Origin of the sequence: Salinivirga sp. (assembly GCF_035268865.1) — a bacterium.
Taxonomy (GTDB): domain Bacteria; phylum Bacteroidota; class Bacteroidia; order Bacteroidales; family Salinivirgaceae; genus Salinivirga.
In genome coordinates this window covers 1-17951 of record NZ_DATFKB010000207.1, presented here as the reverse complement: position 1 = coordinate 17951, position 17951 = coordinate 1, and the positions used below count along the sequence as shown (strand labels likewise).

Genomic DNA, 17951 nt, shown 5'->3' with positions numbered 1-17951 from the left:
TACAACAAAGACGGTGACTTTACTGATTCTGGTGAGCAAATTGGAAGCGGAAACGGTTCCGGCGAAATTAGTGGAAGCATTAATATCGATGCCAACGCATCTGGTACAACCCGTATGCGCGTGACCATGAAGTACAATGCAGCACCCACATCATGCGAAACATTCAGCTACGGCGAAGTGGAAGATTACACCGTATCGTTTAGCGGAAAAGGTGTTACTGCAATGGAAGAACTGGCTGAAACAAACATCTCCATTTATCCACAACCAGCCGATGAGCTTGTACACATCGACATGAATACAACCAGCAACACTGCTGAAGTTAGAATGTACAACATGAACGGACAACTCGTTAAAGCTACACAACTCGACTACAATGGTCAGGGCTTTGACCTGGACGTTGCCGGTCAGTCAGAAGGTATGTACATGTTACAGATTGTAACAGGAAATGAAATACATAGCGAGCGAATCGTAATTGAATAAATGCAGACAATTACCCCGCCTTTTAAAAGCCACGCCAATGAGCGTGGCTTTTTATTTATCAATCAGGTAATTAATTCAATTAAGCAAACCCATCATATTCAATTATGATTTAAATCAGGTCAAATTACTATTTAAAACAGCCCCATAGTAAAACATTATGTTCATATTGGTCATATTTTTGCAAAGCTATTCTTATGTCCGCCTTCCGGAATTTGAAATAAACCAAAAACCAACCAATGAACAAAAATATTTGCTATGGGGTATTAAAATCAAGCCTGCAGGAACTACTCAATATAAAATCCACGAAAGAAATCTACGACATAATCGGGCAGGGATTAAATAAATGCGTTTGTAACTCAATAATCATTGTAAATGAGGTTACCGAGAATGAGACAATGACCATTACACGTGGAATTTATGGGCTTGAAAAGAAACGGCTGCAGCATTATTATGATATGTTTGGCGTAAATCCCGTAGGTAAGGCTTTTAGCCTGACCAGCGAACTAGGAGAACTATACCAAAAAGGTGGGCTGCACACCATTTCAGGAGGTCTAACTGCCTTCAGTAATAATGTATTTGAAGACAAAATACTATTTGCCGTAAGCAAATTACTGGATATAAAGCAAATTTACAGCATTGGTCTAAAAAAGAAGCAAAAAGTAATAGCCGCCATTCATATTTTTAAGCGGCACGAGGAAACAATTGCCGAAAAAGATATGGTAAAACAAATAATCGGGCAGGCTGAAATTGCTTTACAAAACAGAATTTATCAAATAGAACTCGAAGATGCATTACAATCAAAAAAGAAGTTCCTATCCATATTGGCCCACGACCTGAAAAACCCATTTACCAGCATAATAGGCATCATGCAGCTAATCAACAGAGGTTTTTCAAGGTATTCTTCAGAAAAATTACAACGATTGGTTAAACAAGTATTAGGTGAGGCGCAGAGCACTTATAGCCTGCTCGATAATCTATTGACATGGGCTAATGCAGAACAAGATAACCTCAGCTTTAATGAAGAACGAATTGATTTACATGTTATTTGCAGGAACATTATTAAACAATTTGAACTCTCAGCTGAGCAAAAGAAAATTAAAATAGAGCATAGCGTTCCGCCTAATACAATTGTTTTGGGCGACTACCAAATGCTGCAGACCATAATTCGCAACCTGGTATCTAATGCTGTAAAATTTACACCCGTACAGGGAAAAATCAGGATTTTCATTGAAAACAAAGGAAACAGAAATATTGATATTTGCATTTTAGACTCTGGTGAAGGTATTGATGAAGAAACTAAAATGAAAATTCTTAATAGTGAACTTTTATCATCTAAACCCGGTACACAAAACGAAAAAGGCAGCGGGCTTGGATTAATTATTGTTCGAGACTTTATCAACCTACACAAAAGCACATTAAAAATTAACTCTACCCCGGAAACGGGCACAAAATTCTGTTTTTCACTTCAAAGAGCCCAAAATTAACATTTCATTAAACATTAGCGAGACAACTTTTCATAACTTAGTATGTAGGATAAATACCTGTAATTAAGTTAAAATGCTCTCAAAGCCTAATTCCGAAATTCAGCGCATAATCGACAAACTTCAACAAAGTAGAAAATTGAAGGAAGAAGCGCTTTATGATGAGGCAATAGAAGATCTCACAGCATTAGCCTCCGGACAGACAGCCATAAACGACCAAATCAGCAAAGAAGTATTACTCTACACATTAACCAGTGAGGCACTGATTATCCTACAACAAGATAAAATTATTGATTGCACGCCCAATTTGAGAGATATAATACAAATGGAGTGTAATGAGTTCATGAATAATTCGTTTTTAGGTCTCATACACCCGGAAGACAGAGAAAGAACAGCTGCATTAATAAAAGCGAAAGACGCAGAGCTGACAAAATGCAGAATGCTGCGCAAAGACAAAAGCACTGTTCATATTGAAATGAGCATATATTTCGCTAAAGCAGCGGGTAAAACCGTTGTACTCCTCAGAGACATTACAGATCATAAATTACTGGAAGACCAGCTTCGCGAGAGTGAAAACAAATTCAGAAATCTGGCCAACACTACTTCTGTAGCCATTATGATTTATCAAGGGGAAAAATGGGTATATGCCAATCCTGCCGCAGAGCGCATCAGCGGATACACTTTAAACCAATTAAAAGAGATTGAATACTGGGAATTCGTTGCCCCTGAATACCAGGATATGATCAGGAACAGAGGAAAACAAAGACAACAGGGGGAGGATGTGCCATCGGGCTATGAATTTCAGATCATTGCCAAAGATGGCAAACGGAAATGGGTCTATCTGGAAGGTAAGCTGACAATTTATAACGGTAAACCAGCCGGACTGATATCCATCTTAGAAATTACCCACATTAAAAATGTAGAACTGAACCTGAAGGAGAAAAACGAAGCCCTGCAGATTGCTGATAAGCAATTACAGGAAAACAATAAAATACTGAATGAACTAAACCAACAACTCAAAAAACAAAACACCAAACTTCAAAAAGCCAAAGAAAAAGCAGAAGAAAGCGACCGTCTGAAATCGGCATTTCTGGCAAACATGAGCCACGAAATAAGAACACCAATGAATGCCATAATGGGTTTTGCCGAGATCTTATCAGAAACAGAAGTAAGCACAGAAACTCAAATGGAATTTGGTAAAACCATTTATTCACGATCGCAACACCTGCTGCAGATTATCAACGACATTGTTGATATATCAAAAATAGAAGCCAACCTACTCAATATACAAAAAAGTCATTTCGACATTAATCAAATGCTCGATGAACTACATGCCACTTTCATTCCCATGTTAAGAAAAAGAAATAAAAGCCATATAGATTTAAAGCTGATAAAACCCGTAGCCGGGAAATTTCCGATCTACACTGATCATAGCCGACTGGAGCAAATTCTCACCAACTTAATAAGCAATGCCATAAAATTCACAGACCAGGGCAGTATCTCTATAGGCTATGAAAAACCACAAAACGACATCCTGGAATTTTACGTCAACGACACCGGCAGCGGCATTAAACCTTCAGAAATAAATAAAATTTTCGATCGTTTTGTGATGGCCACCAATGCAGTAAACGATAAAAACGAAGGCACAGGACTTGGACTTGCTATTTCCAAAAGTCTGGCAGAACTACTCGGAGGCAGAATATGGATTGCACAAACTTCTGAAACAGGCACCTCATTTCACTTCACCATCAATATTTGCGAAAAAGAAAAAGCCAGGCAAAACGCAGACAAGCCAGAGGAGACCAAACCCCAGGCAATGAAACATACTAAAATACTCCTTGTGGAAGACGACCAAGGGAGCATAAAATTTATGCGCACCATACTGGAAGATAAAGGAGCAGACCTGACAATTTGCCAAAAAGGACAGGATGCCATAAAAAAAATAGCACAAGGAGCGCATTTCGACATAATTTTGATGGATATCAGACTACCTGACATGAGTGGACTGGAAGTTACCAAAACCATAAAATCCAGTGTCAATATTCCCATTATTGCACAAACTGCATATGCGCTGAATGAAGACCGGGACAAGGCACTAAAAGCCGGTTGCGACGACTACATACCTAAACCAATTGACATCGAAAAGCTCATTCAGCTCATCAAGAAACACACTACAAAATAACCTAATCACTTTGATCTAATTTCACTACCCGTGCATTTTGGCATTTGTTTTGCAGAAACCAAAAATACCAAAAAAGTGTAAATTGGTTTATCATGAAACAAAAAATTGCCAATAAAGCCAAAGAGATGTTTTTACGCTTTGGCTACAGTAAAATAACCCTTTCAGAGGTGTCTGCAGAAATGGGAATAAGCAAAAAAACTATTTATAACCATTTCGAAAGTAAAGACGCACTGCTGTATTACATTATTGATCAATCGCGGGTTCAGTTTGAAAACGAAATTAATGAAATTGAAACCAACACAGACCAATCGTTCAGAGACATGGTCATGCAAAATTTGTCTTTATTGGGCATATGGGTATCAGACTTACGAACCTTTACCCAGGACCTGGCCAAAAACCATCCTGAGGCCAAAAAATACCTGAATGACATCAGAAAAGATGTGATTATAAGACACGCCATGCGCATTATGGAAAAGGGTAAAAAACAAGGACTACTCGACAATGATGCCAGATCGGCACTGGCACTGTTTATATTCCTGGCCACAGCTGAAAAAGTGAGCGATACGGATTATCACAAAGATTTGCCCGCAGAACTGACAGCCGGTTTTCCGGCAAACCCGGCAGATCTGTTCCAAAATATTATTGAAATCATTTATCAGGGAATAAAAAAATAAAACCATCATGACCCGAAAAATCTATATTCTAAGCTTCTTGCTGTTACCATATTTCTCCGTTGCACAGGGCGACAGCACACAGAAGGACACACTAAAGTTGACACTTGAACAAGTGGTTGAACGTTTAAAAACAGACAACCTTCACATTAAAGCCTCACAGCACCAGCTGTCCCGTGCTCAAAAAGAGCGGGAGGCACAAAAAGGGCTCTATTACCCCAAACTCGATGTGGGTGCTACATTTACACAAATGAGCGAACCGTTGGAGCTGGACCTCACCCCGGTGAGAGACGCTATTTTGCCGGCATACGAACTTATCGGAGGGCAAAATGAGCTACTCGGCAATCTCACCGACTACATGGCCAGTACAGGCACACTCGACCCAACTACTTACCAGTCATTCAATAACGGACTTTCGCAAATGGAAATGGGCCGCGAAGGAGCTATTAGTGCCATAAATGATGGTGAGTGGGTAAAAACCATACAGGATAATCAATTTGCAGTGGTCGATGCCAGCCTTACATGGCCAATTTATACAGGTGGAAAAATAAGAGCTGCCAACAAAGCAGCAGAAGCTAAAATGGAAGCTACACAGGCCAAAAATCAACAGGTAGTAGCTAAAGAAATTACCAGTGTGGTAGAGCGCTATTTTGGTTTACGACTGGCACTGAACGTCGAAGAAGTGCGAAACCAGGTAGTTGAAGGCATGGAAAAGCACCTGCACGACGCTAAAAAGCTTGAAGAAAACGGCATGATTGCACATGCTGAACGCCTCCATGCCGAAGTGGCACTGGTTGAAGCTCAACGGGAACAAAAAAAGGCTAAAAATACTGTAGAGCTAATGCAAACAGCACTAAAAAACTCACTTGCCACAAATGCAGCCATTGAACCGAAAACCGACCTCTTTATTTCGGCCCAAACAGTCAACCTTAAAGATATGGTAAACCAGGCCCAGCAAATGAACCCGGCCATAAAACAACTCGAGGCCAAAGCCAGGATGGCCAAACAGGGCATTAAAAAAGAGCAGGCAGCATGGTACCCCAACGTTTTTGCATTTGGACAGGCCGATATTGCGAACTATCAGTTATCGGAATACATGCCCGAATGGATGGTGGGTGTCGGGTTAAAACTCAATGTTTTCGACGGCCTGGCAAAGCTACGTAAAACCCAGGCTGCCAAATTACAACACATGGAAGTACAGGTTTGGCAGGACAAGGCAAAACTTGACCTTGCCACAGGTGTCACCAAAATTTACCAGCAAATGGAGCAGGCCGCCGACAATTACGAATCGGCACAAACCTCCATCAAATTTGCAAAAGAATACCTGCGCATTCGCGAAAAAGCATTCAGCCAGGGATTTGCCACCTCTACAGATGTAGTCGATGCTCAATTAAATCTGGCCAAAGTAGAAACAGAAAAGCTAAAGGCCATGTATGATTTCGATGTGGCACTTGCCAAATTATTAGAATTAGGATACAGAAGTGAAGAAATAACTAAATACGCACAACAAGATAACAACTAAAAAAACAATAAAATGAAGAATAGTAGCATAGTAGTAGGCGCAACAATTTTAGTACTGGTAGTAATTATGAGTATTATCGGCTGGGTAGCCTTTAAACCGGCACCCGTAATACTCCAGGGAGAAGTAGAAGCCACAGAAATAAATGTAGCGACAAAACTTACCGGACGCATGACTGAAAAATTTGTAAGTGAAGGCGACCAGGTAAAAAAAGGCGACACACTGCTTCGCATTTACAGTCCGGAAGTAAACGCAAAATTAGAGCAGGCACAGGCGGCAAAAAGTGCAGCTACAGCACAAAATCAAAAAGCCGATAAAGGTGCACGGCAGGAGCAAATTAATGCTGCACGTAATGTATGGCTTAAAGCCAAAGCTGCAGCCAAATTGGCAAAAAAGACCTACGAAAGGGTCAACAATTTGTACGAAGATGGTGTATTGCCCGCTCAAAAACGCGACGAAGCTGAAACACAAATGAAGGCTGCACAGCTTACAGAAAATGCAGCAAAAGCCAATTATGATATGGCAAAATCGGGCACACGCAGCGAAGATAAAATGGCAGCCAGGGCTATGGTACAAAAAGCAGAAGGTGCCATTAACGAGGTACAGGCATTTTTACAGGAGACTGCCGTTATTGCACCACAAACAGCCGAAATTGCCCAAATCAGCGCACAACAGGGCGAACTTGTCACAGCAGGTTTTCCTGTTATGACACTGGTCGACCTAAATGACACATGGTTTACCTTCAACATCCGTGAGGACCTATTGCACAAGTTCAATAAAGGAAAAACATTTAATGTGCGCATTCCGGCCCTGAACGACAGCACGATTGAGGTAAAAACCAACTACATCCATGTACGTGGCGACTATGCAACCTGGAGAGCAACCAAAGCCCAGGGCGATTTTGACAAAAAAATGTTCGAAATCCGTGCCCGCACCACCAAAAATATTAAAGGACTCCGTCCGGGTATGTCGGCGCTGGTAAACTGGAGTGAACTAAATTAAAATTTCGGGGAATAAAAATTAAAGCATTATGCAAACACCCAACAGAAGCTGGATTGCTGTACTTAACCGCGAAGTTAAACGAATGTCATCGAAAAGGTTGTACCTGCTCATGACTGTGATACTTCCGCTGCTGGCATTTGGCTTTTTCATTGCATTGTTCAGCCAGGGTAAACCTACAAATTTACCGGTTGCCGTGCTGGACAAAGATCAAACGTCAAACTCAAAAGACCTCATAGAAACCATAGATCTTACTGCAACAGCAGATGTTACCGATTATGTAACGAACCTTAAAGAAGCAAAAGCCGGCCTGAAAAAAGGTGACTTTTATGCGGTAATTGTAATTCCTGATGACTTTAGAAAAAAAATATACAGGAATCAGCAACCTGGCGTAATCAACTATTACAATAATGCTTACATGGTGGTGGGCAGCCTCATCAATAGTGATGTAACACGAGCCGTAAACACATTTTCGAAAGGTATAAACCTCCAGACACGTTTAAAAAAGGGACAGCCCCAAAAAACAGCCATGGTAGCCATAAACCCCATTGCCCTTGACGGTCATAAGCTGTTTAATCCGTACCTGAATTATTTTTACTATCTGGCTACTACATTTCTGCCCATCATGTTGCTCATTTTCATTCTAATGAGTACGGTTTATGCCATTGGCAGCGAATACAAGCAAGGAACAGCCGGGGAGTGGCTCAAAACTGCAAACGGAAGCATCATCAGGGCACTTTCGGGTAAGCTCCTGCCCTATGCACTTATTTGGTTTATACTGATGTTGTTTATGAATATTGTGATGTTCCGGTTTTTCCATACACCACTCAACGGTGAAGTTTGGCTCATTGTATTAAATGCTTTTCTTTTTGTTTTGGCCTATATGGCAATGGGCATTTTCATTGCTGCTATATTCCCGGCTTTACGTATGGGGCTGAGCGTGGCAAGCATATATTCAGCACTTGCATTTACCTTTAGCGGACTGACATTCCCCTACATTGCCATGTATAAATTTGTGGCTTTTTTCGGTAATTTTTTCCCGTTCAGCCACTATTTACACATCTTCCTCGACCAATCGCTTCGCGATGCACCCGTAGCCGTATCGTTTGAACCGCTACTCTACCTGAATCTGTTTTTACTGCTCCCATTTGCAGTACTGCCCAAACTTAAAAAAATGTGTTTACAACCCGCCTATTGGGGAAAATTGTAGAATTATACTCAGCATAAGATTATGAACTATATAAAATCAGCCTTAAAAGAAATATTACAATTATGCGGTGGTGAACTTCGAAAAATTTTTACCGACGGAGGCGTAATGCTGCTGTTATTTGGTGCTACATTAATTTATCCGCTCATCTACAGCTTCGCTTATGCACCCGAAGTACTTCAGGAAACGCCTGTAGCACTTGTAAACCAGGACAACAGCAAGCACACCCGTGAACTGAAACGCATGCTCGATGCAACGCCTGAAATTGATATTACACAGGAAACCGGAAGTTTGCAGGAGGCTGAACTCAGCTTTTACGAAGGTGATGTGGCCGGAATCATCCTCATCCCCGAAGATTTTACCTCGAATCTGTACCAAAAGGAGGCTGCCCACCTGGCAGTGTATGCCGATGCCAGCTATATGATGCTCTACAAGCAGGTTTATCAGGCAGCTGCACGTACATCTCAAACCCTCGGTAAAAAAATAGAGGTAAAAAAACGGCTTGCAAAGGGTACACCTAAAGAGGCAGCAATTAATAAAGCCAACCCTGTAGCATATCGTTCACATGGCCTGTTCAACCCACAGGGAGGATATGGTTCTTATGCCATGCCAGCCATACTGGTACTCATACTGCAACAAACATTGCTATTGGGTATTGGCATGCGGGGCGGTACCGATCGCGAACTTGGAGCTCCACATTATCTTTTACCCAAAAAAGCCAGCCTTAGAGGTGCATTGCGTATCATTTTCAGCAAAACCATGGCCTACCTCCTGCTCTACATCCCAATATCCTTTTACCTGTTTGTAGTAATAATGCGTTGGTTTCAATTTCCGCAAGCGGGCAACTCTTTTGATCTTTTTATTTTCTCCATACCGCTCATTTTAGCCTCCATCATGCTGGGTTTTCTGTTCACTACCTTTTTTAAAAATCGTGAAAACAGCATGATCTTTCTACTTTTCACCTCAGTGCCACTTATTTTCCTGAGTGGATTCTCCTGGCCGGTAGAATCATTCCCACTAGGATTCGAGGCCTTATCGCATCTGTTCCCCAGCTCGGCTGGTATTACAGGCTTACTCAAAATCAGTGTCATGGGTGGAGATATTCGCACAGCCATGCCACAGTTTCTGGAACTCTGGATTATGGTATTTGCACTATTTATCATTAACTGGATTATTGTAAGGGTAAAAATGGACAAACTGCAAAGCAGACCGGCATCAGCCGAACAAACCTAAAATAGATTTGTGAAAAATTTGAAAATGAATGCAGATTAAATTACTGCACCATTTTTGTTTTGTAAATTTGCAGCATCAGGAGTACATTATGACAGAACCCGAACTACCATCAAACCTGTTGGAACAGGCCGTTAATGAAATGTCGCGTTTGCCCGGAATTGGCCGCAAGACCGCCTTGCGGCTGATCTTACATTTGCTGCGCGAGGAGAAAAAAGATGCATTGAAGCTAGGCGAATCGCTCACCAAACTCGTAAACGACATTCACTATTGCAAGGTATGCCACAATATTACCGAAAACGAGGTATGCGACATTTGTGCAGACAACGCACGCGATCACAAAACAATATGTGTGGTGGAAGATATCAGGGACCTGCTTGCCATTGAAAACACACAACAGTACAGGGGTGTGTACCATGTACTGGGCGGTATTATTTCACCCATTGATGGAGTGGGCCCCGGTGATTTAACCATTGACCTGCTCATGCAAAGGCTTGAAAACAGCAGCGTGGATGAAATTATTTTCGCCCTGCCCACCACCATGGAGGGCGACACCACCAACTACTACCTGCACAAACAAATAGCCGGGCGGGTAGATAAAATCACCACGCTGGCGCGGGGACTCTCCTTCGGCGACGAGCTCCAATATGCCGATGAAGTAACCCTTGGGCGATCGCTGGTAGAACGCATCGACTATCAAACAAGCTAAAAAACGACAAAAATAAATCCCTGATTAGCAAAGCGAAGGAAACTATTTCATGAAAAAATACATTTTTTCTTTGGAAGAAACTGCATTTTACCTACCTTTGCATCCGCAATCGGCTACGTAGCTCAACTGGATAGAGCGTCTGACTACGGATCAGAAGGTTGGGGGTTCGACTCCTCCCGTGGTCACAAAACAGTTTGGAGTGTGAGTTTTGAGCAAGAAGCACAAAATTTACACTCCTTTTTTTATTACTCAGACCCCAACGAATTAACAATAAGGTCAAAAACCAAATCATAGCAATTAGAACACGGATTAAACTGTTAAATGTTGCCCGAAGTCAAGAAAACAGAATAATCGAGAAGCTCTAAGCTCTTTTCTAGGGACGATTAAAGTATCCAGGATAAACGGATTAAAGCTGATACCGTTTTTGGATCTTATCTGTGAAAATCCGTTTATCGACGATATCGATTTTGGAAATAAAACAAGAACCTCGCAGAAGAATAGATTAGTGATAAAACCAATAATTAAGATGGATTAATCTGTTTTATCCGCGTTCTATATGCAGTTTGGAGTGTGCGTTTTAAACAAGAGGCTAAAACAGTTTGGAGTGTGCGTTTTGAGCAAGAGAAGCAATAATCGCACTACATTTTTTATTATGCAATATTTCTCAATACCCAAACTCTAACTCAAACTAATTCTTATGTTTGATTTTGAAAAACTTGAATTATGAATGAATTTTACAACAAGTTGATTATGTACCACCCAAAACACCAAATGAACCGAGCCATGACAAAAATTTTGACACATTAATGCTGAGCACGTCGAAGTACACCCGTGTGATTATAATAAAACTAAAAACCTTGTGTGACGGAAATTTGATCCATCATGGCGAGCTCCATATTGCAACTGAAATCAAAATTATAAACATATGAAACCTCCATGTTTAACCATTTAAACACACACGAACATGTTTATTTGGAGTATTACAGTTAAAAAACTGTAAAACAGGTAATAGGAGGTTCCATATGACCATTGAGAATTAAAAATAAACATATGAAAAGAAATGGCTGGTCCATTTCTGAGATTGCAGGTTATTTGGTACGCAACTGGAAAGCGGTTAAGAAACACCTCAACATGACGTCTGCGTGCCAGCAAACTATTTATTTTCTTTAATCTTTTTAACCCAGATTTTCTCTAACAAGCTTACGTGAAAGTTTATCTACAAAACGATTGTGGGTAGTCTGCTCCGAATTGTCTCTTTGGTGAGCTTTTACTTTTATCCATTCAATATCGTGCTTTTCGATAAGTTGATCAAAACGTTTCAACAAATCGGCGTTTTGTATTTCGTTGTTTTTTTTGGTTAGAAATGAGTTCTGCTTAAGACGCGGCAAGCGGGCAGGCAGTGCGCACACATACTGACTATCAGTAAAAATACGCAAGGTTGCGCCAGGCTGTTGGGTGCCTGCATATTCAATGGATTTTATTACCGAGCGCAGCTCCATCCGGTTATGTGTAGTATCGTATGCTACGCCGGTCAGCACCTCTTTTTTGCCCCCGATAAGGATAAGCGCAGCCCATGCACCTATTCTTTTCTGTGTATGACAGCTTCCATCTGTATAAATTTCTATCCGGTCGGTGTTCAAATTGCGTCTATTTTCGCGATTTCTTCTTTTTTCGTCCCTTCTTATTGGACTGTTCATCGGCTTCGTCTATCAGAGACTTCCAATCGGTTTCCATATGGCCCGACATTTTCATGGTCTCCTTATAGTCATTCTTCTTAATGTCGAGCATTGCAATTTTTTTATTGAGGAAACCTTCTATGGCTGCCAGCCGCTCTTTTTCTTCTGTACTGCAAAAAGCAATGGCCTCACCTTTCTTTTGTCCGCGGCCTGTACGTCCCACCCGATGCACATAATTTTCGGTCTCTTCAGGTATATCATAATTAATTACAATATCCACATCGGGAATATCAATTCCACGGGCGCTTACATCCGTCGCGATAAGCACCTTATTTTGGCCTGATGCAAAGCGTTTCATTACCGTATTGCGCTGATTTTGATCTTTATCGCCATGAATGGTTTCACTACGCAGCGAGACCCGTTCGAGGGCTTTCATAACCCGCTCTGCCCTGACCTTTGTGCGCACGAAAACCAGCATCTTGCTATCGGGATGCTCCCGGATGATTCGTTCCAGGAAAAACCTTTTATCGTCCATCTCAATAAATGCCACTGAATGGTTTATGTTGCCTGAAACCGGGTCGTTGGGTGAAATTTGTATACGTACAGCTTTATGAACCAACGAATATGCGGCATCTTTTACCTGCTTGTTAATGGTAGCCGAAAAAAACAGCACCTGCCTTCTGGCTGGGAGCTTTTTAATGAGCTGATTCATATCGTGCTTAAAGCCCAGCTCCAGCATGTGGTCGGCCTCATCGAGCACAAGTATTTCAATGTCCCTGAGTGACAAATGTCCCTGACTCTCCAGGTCAAATAGGCGGCCGGGTGTGGCCACAACCACATCTACACCCTGATTCAGATTTTTGATTTGCGGATCCTGTTCAATACCGCCATAAATACCCTGAATCTTCACAGATGTTCCTGCAGCCAGTTTCTTAAACACGCCGCTTATCTGTTCGGCAAGCTCATGGGTAGGCACCATCACCACACAATGTACAGCATGCTTTTCGCGTTTCTTGCGGCGGGCAGATAACATCTGTATCACCGGCAGGGCAAATGCCACGGTTTTACCGGTTCCGGTCTGGGCCACTGCCAGCACATCCTCTCCCCTCAGAATTGGAGGAATGGATTTATACTGAATATCTGTTGGGCGTTTGTAGCCCAGCTTTGTGATATTTTCTTTTATCTTTTCTGAAAAGCTATATCTTTCAAACTTCATCTTTATGGTTGCTAATGATTGGTTAACCTTTTTATTCCTGTGCCTTATAAATCGCTTTCACCCTGCCAACCTTCCCTGAAGTTAACCGGACTTTTATGCCATGGGGATGATGGGCGCTATTGGTTAAAATTTGTTTTACGATTCCGTTTGTAATTTCCCCCGAACGCTGATCTTCCTTTGTGACAACACCCACCTCCAGGCCTGCTTTAATATTCGCTCTGTTTTGTCCCTGCATTATCTTTTTCGTTTAAGAACGTGATTTCGATTTAAATTTTGAAATTCACGCTTAATGAGTACAAAATGCACTCCATTTTATTAAAAAGTCAAAGGTAAGATAACCTTTCTCAAAAAGGTAACGGTCGTTCTATAATTTGCGTTCCACTCCGTTTCAAGCAACCTTTACAACAACACTCCTAAGTTAAACTTTTCTACCGACCCTTCAAAGCTTCCCGATGGAATGCTTATTTTACAACTGTTAACTCCTGTAATTTCTGTTTTTACTATACGTTTAATAAAATGATTCTTGCTATCATTCAAATATAACAAAGATTATTGGGGCCTCCTATTCTTTTGTAACAGAAAAACATACGGTGACTGGTTAAGAAACACTGCAGCGCAACCTATAGCTCCGATTTTTTTATCAAAAAGTCTGGGATGCGATCAACCGCAGGGAGCTCTCAGCAAAGCTAATCGCGATCCACCGGCGCTCACAAAAATTATTTGGCAGCCTGCTTTTTGCCTAAAAAATGGAATTAAAATACCCTGCATTAAACCACATGCCTACATTTTCATAACCGCATATGGATAACCAATATTAGTTGCTCCTGTTTTCGAGATAATTCAGAGCATACTGAATCCAATCTTTAACATGTTGATCCATATAGAGATCGGGCTGTATTCCAATATTGTCAATCGGATATTCTGGCAATCGCTGCGATCGGAATGTAGGTAAAGAGAGGTTGTAACCATCGCATCCAAAGTCAAATTTTCGTGCCGAACCATAATCCAGCACTCCCGCGGTTGGGATACCCATTACTTTAACTTTTTTGCTTTGTTTTGCTTTGTAAATAAAACTCTCCGCTGCACTAGCTGTTCCCCTATTAGCTAAAATAATAACCTGAGATGGCCCACGAACTGCGGGTGCAATGGTATCAATATAAACCGGCTTTGATCCTGAGCCAACAAATTCTCCGAGGTGCTTGCTGTACAAAGCAATTTTATTTTTTATGCGTGCCCTGTCAGCATCATACTTCTCTTCATCAGGCAGTTTATTCATCCAGTTTTGCAAACCGTCAATTAAGCCTTGGGTAGCCAAAAACTGCGCACCCACCATCCGTATAGGATTTGTACAGATATAAGGTAAAATCTCACGGTAACCATCATCGGTTCCTCCGCCGTTGTTCCTTACATCAATAATTAAATGCTCAGTATTTTCTAACAAACTGGTATGATTGGCAATTAATTTTTCAATTCGTTCAACATTATTGTACATAAAACTTGAGATGCTTAACAGGGTAGATTTTTCGGTAAGCTTTTTTATATAAAAACCCTCTATTTCATCAACTTTTAATTGAATTTGTGCTTTTGTTAAATTGGGTTCAGGTTGGATTTTCACAAATGCACTTTGAAGATTATTGAAATATAAAACACAATCATCGTAAAGGTTATAGGTCTCTTCAAAGAGGCTGTGGTCGCGCATAAAATACTTAACCTTGCCCTGCTCTAAAAGCTTAAATTTTATTTCAAAAGGTTTCCAATAAGTAGTATCGGCATCAATTACAAATGCATCGTAATGATCTCTATTTTTTATAATGCCCACCTTGTAGGCCGCACTTTCCCATATCCCCTCAAGCTTATCGGTGGTATTATTAATGCGTTCATTGAATGCTTTTAAACTAATATCTGTTTTGGAATGGTATTTCTTCTTTTCCTGGTCATTTTGCGAACGATTAGCCTGGCTGATATAAATATGCCGGTCATTAAAATAACCCAAATAATCTCTCAAAAGCTCAAAACATGCTGATTGGTTCGTGCTTTTCGCCTTTTCACTTATCATAGTTTTAAAATGATCATAACGCAAGGAATCAGATGTTTTATCGGCAAAACCAGGGTATTCATGCTCAATTTTGCTGATTAATTTACTCAAGGCAGTTTCACAGTTGCACGTCTGCTGCGCAAATGAAACCACGCTGCAGGCCAACATAAGAGCGATCAATAAAACCTTTGTTTTCATAGTAATACATTTTTCAGTGTGTGATATTTAACGAATCGTCCGCGTGATGGAACGGCGGTTACTTTAAATAATGACGCAGAACATTATAATTAGCTGCATCATGATGCATTTAACTGAAATTTGTAATGATGGCAGCTGTTTTTTAGATAGATAAGCGGTATTACTTTTGGAGAAGGCTACCATGTTGCCTCGTGAAAAAGCGGGCATGATGGACCTGTACATAAAAAAACTCCGCAATGCAACCGTGCACCAGCGAAAACAGAGAACTTAGAACAGATAATATCCGGTTGAAACCGGGAGACATGTAGCAACCTCAGGCAGTAAATCAGCGACGCTTCGCCATCTGCTCTTTCAGCCAGGCTATGGCAGCGTCTTCGTCATTAAACACTTTTGTTGGGACTTTTGGCTGGCTAAACTTCATAAAAAGGTTTGCAAAATACACATTAAACACCGATCCGGTTAAAATAGCAGAACCTGCCACATGAGGGCGATATTGAGCGGCGGCATAATTTCTGACTTTTGAATCGACAAAAAGCATATCACGAATATCTACTAAATTTGCACATAAAGCATCTCCATTCCACTCATCACCGGCTTTTGTCATTGCCTCGGCCGTTTCCATATCGAGTGTGCATTCGTTTAAAGCTTTATATACATAAATCTGATCATCTCTTTTGATCAATTCAATTTTATCATTGATAATTTTACTCTCCATATGTTACATAAAAATACCGTTTAACGGCTCAATTTACGATTATTTACGGTAAATTCAATTGTTTGTTTCGTGATTGTATGCCGTTGAATAGTTAACAGATTAGTTCTACTTTGACACATTTAAAATAATTCTCAGAATCAACCCGATTTGCCCTAAACCCTGAAAAAAACGGATTGATTTTTCGACTTTCTTCCGCCAACTGGCGGATCAGGCAAAAAAAGCAAAACCAAAAATTAAAAAGTTTCGGATAGTTGTGATTTTAACCCGGAAAATTAACTGCAATGATATATTCCCACATAAACACTCTTTGCGAATATGCTCATTTTCAATCGCTACTTTTTTGGGAAGCTTTCACTATATCGCCTTTAACATACCGTAATTGGCTATATCTGCTTTTGTAGTCGGTAAATAAAACGATTAGGTTCTATTCAAATTCAACAAAAAGTATAAGAGCTTCTTGTTTTTTACAACAAAAATCCACCGGGGTGTTACATGCAGTTCCGAAAGGTTAAGTAATTTGCCATACGGACAAAATTTTAAGGCGTGAAGTGTACGCGCTCACGAGCCACAAAAGTTTTTAAACTTGTTGGCGCTTTATTGGTGAGCTGCTCATAAAAGTCCGATATATGCGGTGCGGACTGAAACCGGGGCAGGAAATGCAACATCATCATTACCAGCACCTTGCCTTTTGGCATACCCATGCGGCGCTTAAAACGGTAAAAACGCAATGGGTTCACATTTTTAAATGTTATCGGCACATTGGTGATATCCGAAATTATGCGGCTTACAGTATGGAAATCTTCATTTTCATAGCCGGTAATTTCATAGACGCTGTTTTTATAATCTCCGAATTGATGCAACAGTATGGCTGCTACTTCGCCAATGTTTTCCACATCAATCCAGTTAAATTTGGCATGCCCGGCGGGTAATACAATTTGTTGCTTTTGCTTAATGTCGTGAAGCAGCGTGGTGGTTAAATTTTGCATAAAATAGCCGGGCCGCAAAAAAATGTAATCGAATCCAAACGCTTTTATGCTTTGTTCAATTTTGTGGTGGGGTATCACTTTGCTTTTTTCAGCACCCTGTACAGAAAGAAACAGCACCTGGTTTACCTGCTGATTTTGCATCTCAACAAATAAAGGAGTGAAATATTTTTTAATTTTTGCAATATGTGGCGGGCGCAACAAAAACACCCGGTCAATACTATTCAGCGCTTCTTTAAAGGTAGCCGGCTGTTCAAAATCAAACCGCACAAACTCCAGTTCCGGAAAATCTTTAAAAACCTGCCGGGCTTTTTCCACATCCCTCACTCCTGCCACAATACGCACTGGAAGCTGCAAGCGGGTTAAGTGTTTTATCATGCCAAGGCCTACATTACCTGTAGCACCAGTTATTAAAACACGCTGCATAACTATTGGTTTTGTGTGGTTAGTGCTTCAATTACCTGGTTCATTTCGCTGGTCAGTTGCTCTATTTTAGCTGTGTAGGCATCTGTATCTTCGGCAATGGTTTTTATCACCACCTCATTATGGCGAATACGCAAATCACAATATTGTAACAAAAGCTCATTCTGGCTGTGCAACTCCTGAGGCAATCCGTCAATGTTATTGAGTTCTTTCACAATATTTATATT

General features: G+C 40.8%; 16 protein-coding genes and 1 tRNA gene. 10 read left to right on the top strand and 7 right to left on the bottom strand.

Going from position 1 to position 17951, the window contains the following annotated elements; translation table 11 throughout:
* The 10 genes from VJ937_RS12480 to VJ937_RS12435 all read left to right on the top strand — a co-directional run.
* Positions 1-480 (top strand): GEVED domain-containing protein (locus VJ937_RS12480; RefSeq protein WP_324067597.1); only part of this gene is annotated, 480 nt, incomplete at its 5' end.
* Between the two features lie 236 nt (positions 481-716).
* Positions 717-1964 carry a HAMP domain-containing sensor histidine kinase gene (locus tag VJ937_RS12475; RefSeq protein ID WP_324067595.1) on the top strand — a complete coding sequence of 416 codons (1248 nt, stop codon included), beginning with the start codon at positions 717-719 and terminating at the stop codon, positions 1962-1964.
* 73 nt (positions 1965-2037) lie between these two features.
* The gene (locus tag VJ937_RS12470; protein ID WP_324067593.1) at positions 2038-4143 is read left to right on the top strand and encodes a PAS domain-containing hybrid sensor histidine kinase/response regulator; all 2106 of its coding nucleotides are present in this window, start codon (positions 2038-2040) and stop codon (positions 4141-4143) included.
* 92 nt (positions 4144-4235) lie between these two features.
* Positions 4236-4817: a TetR/AcrR family transcriptional regulator gene (locus tag VJ937_RS12465; protein WP_324067591.1), complete on the top strand. Its 582-nt coding sequence runs from the start codon at positions 4236-4238 to the stop codon at positions 4815-4817.
* Positions 4818-4824: 7 nt separating this feature from the next.
* On the top strand, positions 4825-6336 hold the full coding sequence (locus VJ937_RS12460; RefSeq protein WP_324067589.1) for a TolC family protein: 1512 nt from the start codon (positions 4825-4827) through the stop codon (positions 6334-6336).
* 12 nt (positions 6337-6348) lie between these two features.
* Entirely contained in the window at positions 6349-7335 is a 987-nt protein-coding gene (locus VJ937_RS12455) for an HlyD family secretion protein (RefSeq protein ID WP_324067587.1), read from the top strand.
* Between the two features lie 28 nt (positions 7336-7363).
* Positions 7364-8542 (top strand): ABC transporter permease, encoded by a 1179-nt coding sequence (locus VJ937_RS12450; RefSeq protein ID WP_324067585.1) that lies wholly within the window; start codon positions 7364-7366, stop codon positions 8540-8542.
* 21 nt (positions 8543-8563) lie between these two features.
* Positions 8564-9772: an ABC transporter permease gene (locus VJ937_RS12445; RefSeq protein WP_324067583.1), complete on the top strand. Its 1209-nt coding sequence runs from the start codon at positions 8564-8566 to the stop codon at positions 9770-9772.
* Positions 9773-9860: 88 nt separating this feature from the next.
* Positions 9861-10478 carry a recombination mediator RecR gene (gene recR, locus VJ937_RS12440; RefSeq protein ID WP_324067599.1) on the top strand — a complete coding sequence of 206 codons (618 nt, stop codon included), beginning with the start codon at positions 9861-9863 and terminating at the stop codon, positions 10476-10478.
* A gap of 111 nt (positions 10479-10589) precedes the next feature.
* Positions 10590-10663: transfer RNA gene (locus tag VJ937_RS12435), tRNA-Arg, on the top strand.
* Between the two features lie 990 nt (positions 10664-11653).
* Here VJ937_RS12435 and VJ937_RS12430 read toward each other — a convergent pair.
* The 7 genes from VJ937_RS12430 to VJ937_RS12400 all read right to left on the bottom strand — a co-directional run.
* The gene (locus VJ937_RS12430) at positions 11654-12118 is read right to left on the bottom strand and encodes a ribonuclease H (RefSeq protein WP_324067581.1); all 465 of its coding nucleotides are present in this window, start codon (positions 12116-12118) and stop codon (positions 11654-11656) included.
* 7 nt (positions 12119-12125) lie between these two features.
* Positions 12126-13370: a DEAD/DEAH box helicase gene (locus VJ937_RS12425; RefSeq protein ID WP_324067579.1), complete on the bottom strand. Its 1245-nt coding sequence runs from the start codon at positions 13368-13370 to the stop codon at positions 12126-12128.
* Between the two features lie 31 nt (positions 13371-13401).
* Positions 13402-13605 (bottom strand): YwbE family protein, encoded by a 204-nt coding sequence (locus VJ937_RS12420; protein ID WP_324067576.1) that lies wholly within the window; start codon positions 13603-13605, stop codon positions 13402-13404.
* Positions 13606-14184: 579 nt separating this feature from the next.
* Complete coding sequence (locus VJ937_RS12415) at positions 14185-15603, bottom strand: S41 family peptidase (protein WP_324067574.1); 1419 nt, start codon at positions 15601-15603, stop codon at positions 14185-14187.
* A gap of 325 nt (positions 15604-15928) precedes the next feature.
* A complete protein-coding gene (locus VJ937_RS12410; RefSeq protein WP_324067572.1) occupies positions 15929-16318 on the bottom strand; it encodes a hypothetical protein in 390 nt (129 codons plus the stop codon).
* A 536-nt stretch (positions 16319-16854) separates the two neighbouring features.
* Complete coding sequence (locus tag VJ937_RS12405) at positions 16855-17727, bottom strand: NmrA family NAD(P)-binding protein (protein ID WP_324067570.1); 873 nt, start codon at positions 17725-17727, stop codon at positions 16855-16857.
* 2 nt (positions 17728-17729) lie between these two features.
* Positions 17730-17951 (bottom strand): hypothetical protein (locus VJ937_RS12400; protein ID WP_324067568.1); only part of this gene is annotated, 222 nt, incomplete at its 5' end.

Bases quoted from the DNA above. Each gene is read 5' to 3' on its own strand.
- VJ937_RS12415 (WP_324067574.1), bottom strand. From the start codon at position 15,603: ATGAAAACAAAGGTTTTATTGATCGCTCTTATGTTGGCCTGCAGCGTG.
- VJ937_RS12410 (WP_324067572.1), bottom strand. From the start codon at position 16,318: ATGGAGAGTAAAATTATCAATGATAAAATTGAATTGATCAAAAGAGAT.
- VJ937_RS12445 (WP_324067583.1), top strand. From the start codon at position 8,564: ATGAACTATATAAAATCAGCCTTAAAAGAAATATTACAATTATGCGGT.
- VJ937_RS12465 (WP_324067591.1), top strand. From the start codon at position 4,236: ATGAAACAAAAAATTGCCAATAAAGCCAAAGAGATGTTTTTACGCTTT.
- VJ937_RS12455 (WP_324067587.1), top strand. From the start codon at position 6,349: ATGAAGAATAGTAGCATAGTAGTAGGCGCAACAATTTTAGTACTGGTA.
- recR (WP_324067599.1), top strand. From the start codon at position 9,861: ATGACAGAACCCGAACTACCATCAAACCTGTTGGAACAGGCCGTTAAT.
- VJ937_RS12460 (WP_324067589.1), top strand. From the start codon at position 4,825: ATGACCCGAAAAATCTATATTCTAAGCTTCTTGCTGTTACCATATTTC.
- VJ937_RS12450 (WP_324067585.1), top strand. From the start codon at position 7,364: ATGCAAACACCCAACAGAAGCTGGATTGCTGTACTTAACCGCGAAGTT.
- VJ937_RS12475 (WP_324067595.1), top strand. From the start codon at position 717: ATGAACAAAAATATTTGCTATGGGGTATTAAAATCAAGCCTGCAGGAA.
- VJ937_RS12470 (WP_324067593.1), top strand. From the start codon at position 2,038: ATGCTCTCAAAGCCTAATTCCGAAATTCAGCGCATAATCGACAAACTT.
- VJ937_RS12405 (WP_324067570.1), bottom strand. From the start codon at position 17,727: ATGCAGCGTGTTTTAATAACTGGTGCTACAGGTAATGTAGGCCTTGGC.
- VJ937_RS12425 (WP_324067579.1), bottom strand. From the start codon at position 13,370: ATGAAGTTTGAAAGATATAGCTTTTCAGAAAAGATAAAAGAAAATATC.
- VJ937_RS12420 (WP_324067576.1), bottom strand. From the start codon at position 13,605: ATGCAGGGACAAAACAGAGCGAATATTAAAGCAGGCCTGGAGGTGGGT.